Source organism: Flavobacterium fluvii (genome assembly GCF_900129545.1).
Lineage (GTDB): Bacteria > Bacteroidota > Bacteroidia > Flavobacteriales > Flavobacteriaceae > Flavobacterium > Flavobacterium fluvii.
In genome coordinates this window covers 1-6,091 of record NZ_FQWB01000017.1, presented here as the reverse complement: position 1 = coordinate 6,091, position 6,091 = coordinate 1, and the positions used below count along the sequence as shown (strand labels likewise).

The window sequence follows — 6,091 nt, the reverse complement described above, 5'->3', positions numbered from 1 at the left end:
TTTAAAAATTCAACTAACAAAGAAAAACATTTATCTTTGAATTAATTAACAGAACACTCTCTTAGTAAAAGTCCAAATTAGTTTGAAGACGTACAATTACTCCCCAAAAGCAAAAGCTGAACATTATAGTAAATCTACAACTATAGAAAGTTTGAAACAGCTACTGATGATTCAACAAAAGGATAAATGGGATGAGGATGCAATAGCAGGTCATCAAGAGAAAATGATTACTATTTTAAATACATTTTCTTAGTGTAAATTATATAGTTTTAAAGTCAGCAAAACTTCTAAAGAGGTAAAACAAATCAAATATGGATAATTTTTCAATGGGTGATAACAATCCAATGGATGAATGGTTTGCAGGTTTACCGGGCAAGGTAAACAGACTTTATACATGGCTTGAAGAAAACACAAAACGTTTTGAAACATTTGACTTGCTTGCAAATGTTTGTTATTACAACCATCTCCATGATCCGGAAGAGTATACTGATTATCGCGGTGATAAGCACTTTTTTGTACCAGAGATTTTAGCGTTACTTTGCCTCAAGGGAGATTATATAGAAGAAAGTACAATAAGCGATAGCGATTTTTTTTCTGTAATTAAAGAGATACAGAATAACATCCTAAAATATAGCGGAATGAAAGACGCTATGGAATTTAGTGGAAAGCTACCAGGTAAGAATGCAATTTCTGAAATAGCAGGAACTCTGGAGCGGGAAGCAAAAGTAATCCGCAATCCTGGCTTACCAGACCATCATTTGGATTTTGCGTCTAAGCTTTTTGAGCCGATAAAGGAAACAATCAAGTCAACTTACGAATTTAGCCTTTCTGATTCGATTGTCATTAGAAATAAGATTTCGCAATTCTTAAATGAGAAAGTCATATCTGCCAAAAATTCAATCTTTCGTGACGTAAAGGAATGCATGGATGAAATCGTAAAATTCCGGAAAACAAAGTTATATCCTGTCAATCCTAAGTTTAGTATGGAAGATTTGCAAGAACTCTCAGCAATGAACTATAACGATGCGAGGAAGGTTATAAAAAATCACTTTTCCATACAGATTCATCATAATTTTGGGGAGGTTTATTCTTTTACTGCTGAGGAACTATCCAAGTTTACAGAGGTTGATATAGAAAGTGTAAAATCATTTTTATCGACATTTTCCTGTGAGTTTTCATCTTTAAAAAACTCAGATGAAATACATGAAACCAATTCCATACTAAAACGGAAACCAATTGTCCATTACAAAGGAAGGTATATACTTGTATCAATTCCATTGATATTTTGGGCACCGGAAATAGTATTTGAGCACGGTATTAAACAGAATGCAAAACTTTCAGGAAGATACTCTAAAATCAAACACGATTTTGTGTTGGAAGAAAGCCTATTATACTTTAAAGACCTGATGCCTACTGCGAAAATTTTACCATCAAATCTTTATTATACAATTGGAGAAGATCGTTTCGAAACAGATGCCATTATTATGTATGACACTGTTCTTTTTATAATTGAGGCTAAAGGGCACAGAATTACTGACAAGGCAAAATCTGGTAATATGCAACGAACCGAAAACCATATAAAGGAAATTGTAAAAGAATCTTACCAGCAGGGAATTCGGACTTTGAAATATATTGAAGAAAATGACGAAGCAGAGTTTAGTACCGACCATTCAGGAAAGTTTAAAATCCGGAAAGAGGATTTTGATGAAATTGTAATCGTTTCACTGACATTGGAGCCCGTCGGTAATCTAGCAATGTCTATAAAGGCTACCGATAGCTTAGGATATTTTAAAGATGGTTATTTTCCGTGGATTATTAGCATTTATGATTTGATTGTATTGCGTGATATGATAGAAAATCCGTTTATGTTTATTCATTATATAAGGAAAAGAAAAGCATTCTTATCCCACAATCATGTTTCCACTTATGAAGAAACAGACTTACTGGGGTATTTTCTTTTTAACGGTTTAAATATTGACAATGTTCTGAAAGATTCCGAAGGAAATGAACATTCGCATATAATCCTTGAACCCAACACAGACGCAATCAATGATTACTACCTGTATAAATTTGGTAAAAAGGAAAAATTCACAAAAAAGCCACCTTGTTATTTGCCTGTTTCGATGAATGACTTCCTATTGCAATTCGACCAATCAATGCTTGAACATAGAGTAAAAGTCGCATTAATTATGCTCCAGTTTGATAATGGTTCGATCAAAAGTTTTATGGATCGGGTAAAAATCACAAAAAAGGATTTCAGCAAAGACAGGCAATTACATGACGGATCATTGTATAATGACCAACTGAATTTTGGGATGACCCATATGACAAGTGCGAATAAGAATGAATTGGATTTAAAACTCTACCAGTATTGCCAGTATAAATTCAATCAATTAAATGCCAATGTTTGGGTGGGTATTGGAGATATGAGCACAGACCAAAATAAATTTGATTTCACGGGGATGTTTTTTATGAGTAAAAAAAAGCCACGGCTACTATAAACTTATGTACCCGTTCGCGCGGAATTACATTCCGTGCCCATTCCTATTAATTGAAAAACGTTTTACTCACCCGATCGATCGATAAGTCTAGAAACTTTGCCGGAAATCTGGTTCACTTCGTCAGTTTGGTTGTTAGTTTAAATTTACGAATTTTTCAATGAACAAATCTAAAGGCTCGGAAATGTACAAAATATCCTCTTAACGGATAGCGAATTGCATGCTGTGACTATTCTATTGAGCCACTAGTGCAAATTGGACATACTAACTTGGCCTTCACGGAAAGTTAAGAATAAAAACACAGAAAATGTATGTTATTTCAAACATAATAACTATTTTTGTTTATAATAACGAACATTTTAAGCCAGATGACAACAAGAAAGCAAATCATTTTTCCGAAATATGACAAAGTATTAGGGCAAATGGGAGAAAACATAAAAATGGCACGCAAAAGACGAAAACTCACTATGATACAAGTAGCCGAGAGAGCTGATATTGCTCGATCAACACTCTACCTAATTGAGTTAGGAAACTCAAGTGTGGCAATGGGAGCCTATTTTAATGTATTAAGAGTTTTAGGCTTACAAGATGATTTTCTAAAACTAGCTGCTGATGACATTCTCGGTAGAAAACTTCAAGATATCGAACTATTATAATAGTTTATTTTTTTAAATAATAACGGCGATTATCGCCGTTATTATTAATTTACATAAATTAAATAATTTATATTATCTTTGTATAACGGCGATTAACACCGCAGTAAGCTAAACTTTTAAATTATGGCTGTAAATGTAATACGAAGAAAAGAGTTATACGAAATAATGCCTGAGGGATTAATAACTACTCATAAATGGCTTGTGAATAATAATTTAAGCCGTCACGCAATAGATAATTTAGTAAAAAGCAGTCAAATAGAATCTATAAGCAAAGGGGTCTACGTTAGGAATAGTAATAAAATATCTTGGCAGTCGGTAGTTTTCTCATTGCAATCAGTATTAAAAACAGATTTAGTTGTAGGAGGTTTAACAGCACTTGAAATGCAGGGATTGTCACATTACTTATCTCTTTCGGAAAATAAAATAGTGCATTTATTCGGAAATGATCTATTGCCAGAATGGGTTACCAATTTAGATTTGAATATAAAATTTGTTAGGCATACTACCAATAGTTTATTTGCAAAAAAATCAGAAGAAAAACAATTACAACTTTTTACAGTAGAGAGAGATTGGGATAATGACAATAGAAAATTAATACTATCTACTCCTGAAAGAGCCTATCTCGAAGTATTGTCAGACGTACCACAAAAAACAACTTTTGAACACGCCGATCAATTAATGCAAGGACTAACAACATTGTCGCCTAGAAATCTCCAAAAAACGCTGGAATACTGTCAAAATGTAAAAGTAAAACGACTTTTCTTTTGGTTTGCAGACCGACAAAATTATGTTTGGTTGGGTAAAATAAATCGAGAAAGTATAACATTGGGTTCTGGAAACAGAATGCTCATGAAAGGCGGAAAATTAGATACTAAATATAAAATAACAGTTCCAGAATGGCTATAGACGCAAACAATATATACCGCAGACAAGTACAACTTTTAGTTCGAGTTTTACCATTAGTGGACACCGAAAAATGTTTTGCATTAAAAGGCGGAACTGCAATTAATTTGTTTTACAGAGCATTGCCTCGACTTTCGGTTGATATCGATTTACTATACATACCGATGGATAATCGAGAAACAGCATTGATAAATATTAGAGCAGCTTTATCAAGAATAAGCAAATTGATACAACAAAAAATACCTGGAACGAAAGTACAAAATACACACGACCAAAGTGATGCACTACGATTAATTGTAAGTCAAGATGAAATTCGTATCAAAGTAGAATTATCTCCGGTAATTAGAGGAACTGTTTTTCCAGAAATCAGAATGGAGGTTGTGGAAGAGGTTGAAAAAGAATTTGGATATGTAGAAATGCAAGTAGCGTCTCTACCTGATTTATATGCAGGGAAATTATGTGCCGCTTTAGACAGACAACATCCAAGAGATTTATTTGATGTTAAATTTCTTCTCGAAAACGAAGGACTAACAGATAGTTTACGAAAAACTTTTTTAATCTTTCTAATAAGTCATCAAAGACCAATGGCAGAACTATTAGCACCAAATCGAAAAGATATTAGAGAAATTTACGAAACAGAATTCAAACAAATGGCTGAAATAGATGTTCCATTAGAACAATTGGAAGAAGCTAGAGAAAATCTAATTTACCAGATTAATTCTCAAATGACAGATAATGAAAAGAAATTTCTTTTGTCTTTCAAAAACAAAACTCCTGATTGGAGCTTAATGGAAATGAAAAATGTTGCCGTGATTGCGAATCTTCCATCAGTGCGTTGGAAAATGATGAACCTGGAACAAATGCCACTTTCAAAACACAAAGAAGCTTTTATTAAACTACAAGCTATTTTATATCCAAGCTAGTCCATTTTAAGGTACAAAGAACACGGGCACCCGAGAGCTTGCTCGAACAGGCGAAGCAATCAAAGGGTCTCCCTCCGGTCGTTCCCTTTGTTCCGTTCGGCTGTTCCATTCGGGCTTCCCCTGAACTTGTTTCAGGGTCGTTATAATATTTTGAAACAGGGTCTCCCTCCGTTCCACAGACACTTCACAGCCAAAAAAAAATAAGGCAGCCAAAAAATAGGCAACCTTATTTTTTCCGCTGTTCGTTCCTCATCTTCACACGCTCACTTCCTGCGTTCGGTCGGGCTTATGCATCCACAATACAGCTTCATTTCGTTACAGTCATTCGTTCGCTTAATGCTCCATTTCATTGCGCTGAAAGCTCTCTCATTCGTTTCTCTCCATTCCAGCCGTATTAGGTCTGCCGCCCTCAGTGTTTTCAGCGGTTGCTCCTTCGCTCAGCCATCGGGTTGGCACCGCTTCCCTCTCCTGCTCCTTGTTTTTTTTTATTGAAACTCTTTGTTTCTAAATCGTTCATTATAATTTAACGTCATCCCGAGCGCAGTCGAGGGACGCTTTGCCCTGAATCAAGGTACGCCCCGCTACAAAAGCGGGACTGGCTTATATTTTTTACCCGCCGTTTCACGCTCGCATCCACTGCTATCGCTCCGTTCCTACGCTCCTTCCCGTGTCTGCGGTGGCTGTTCGATTGCCGCAACCCCGCCACTGCGCTCCTCATCCGCAAAAAAAAGTTCCTTGCCCCGAAAATGGGGCACCACTTTTTTTGCTCCTTGCGGGGCTTGGGGGGCTTTGATTGCCGATTTCATAACATCTACCCCTGAGAAGTCTTCAACGATAACTAGGGTGCATTTTTTCGAAAAGAAAGAGAAAAAAATCCAGCAAATTTAGCATCCATTCCTCACTTCCAGTCGGGCTTCCCCTGAACTTGTTTCAGGGTCGTTATAATATTTTGAAACAGGGTCGCCCTCCGTTCCCGTTCGTCATTGCTGCTTTTATAGTGGCTTTCTTTTTTTCTCTTTTTTCTTCTGAAAATGATTTATTTAAAAGGTTCTTTGACATTAAAAAACGCTAAAGGGTAAAATTTTCTTCTGCGTGCTCGTGGCAACAATGG

General features: G+C 35.8%; 4 protein-coding genes. All 4 read left to right on the top strand.

The window, feature by feature from the left end; all coding sequences use genetic code 11:
* The first annotated feature begins 311 nt into the window (after positions 1 to 311).
* The 4 genes from BUC16_RS17325 to BUC16_RS17310 all read left to right on the top strand — a co-directional run bounded on the left by BUC16_RS17325 (position 312) and on the right by BUC16_RS17310 (position 4,980).
* Entirely contained in the window at positions 312 to 2,501 is a 2,190-nt protein-coding gene (locus BUC16_RS17325; protein ID WP_141226200.1) for a hypothetical protein, read from the top strand.
* Positions 2,502 to 2,866: 365 nt separating this feature from the next.
* Positions 2,867 to 3,154 (top strand): helix-turn-helix domain-containing protein, encoded by a 288-nt coding sequence (locus BUC16_RS17320; protein ID WP_073372077.1) that lies wholly within the window; start codon positions 2,867 to 2,869, stop codon positions 3,152 to 3,154.
* Between the two features lie 123 nt (positions 3,155 to 3,277).
* On the top strand, positions 3,278 to 4,060 hold the full coding sequence (locus BUC16_RS17315) for a type IV toxin-antitoxin system AbiEi family antitoxin (RefSeq protein WP_073372076.1): 783 nt from the start codon (positions 3,278 to 3,280) through the stop codon (positions 4,058 to 4,060).
* The gene (locus BUC16_RS17310) at positions 4,051 to 4,980 is read left to right on the top strand and encodes a nucleotidyl transferase AbiEii/AbiGii toxin family protein (RefSeq protein WP_084546335.1); all 930 of its coding nucleotides are present in this window, start codon (positions 4,051 to 4,053) and stop codon (positions 4,978 to 4,980) included. The genes BUC16_RS17315 and BUC16_RS17310 overlap by 10 nt, the downstream gene beginning before the upstream one ends.
* The last annotated feature ends 1,111 nt before the right edge of the window (positions 4,981 to 6,091 follow it).

Bases quoted from the DNA above. Each gene is read 5' to 3' on its own strand.
- BUC16_RS17325 (WP_141226200.1), top strand. From the start codon at position 312: ATGGATAATTTTTCAATGGGTGATAACAATCCAATGGATGAATGGTTT.
- BUC16_RS17320 (WP_073372077.1), top strand. From the start codon at position 2,867: ATGACAACAAGAAAGCAAATCATTTTTCCGAAATATGACAAAGTATTA.
- BUC16_RS17315 (WP_073372076.1), top strand. From the start codon at position 3,278: ATGGCTGTAAATGTAATACGAAGAAAAGAGTTATACGAAATAATGCCT.
- BUC16_RS17310 (WP_084546335.1), top strand. From the start codon at position 4,051: ATGGCTATAGACGCAAACAATATATACCGCAGACAAGTACAACTTTTA.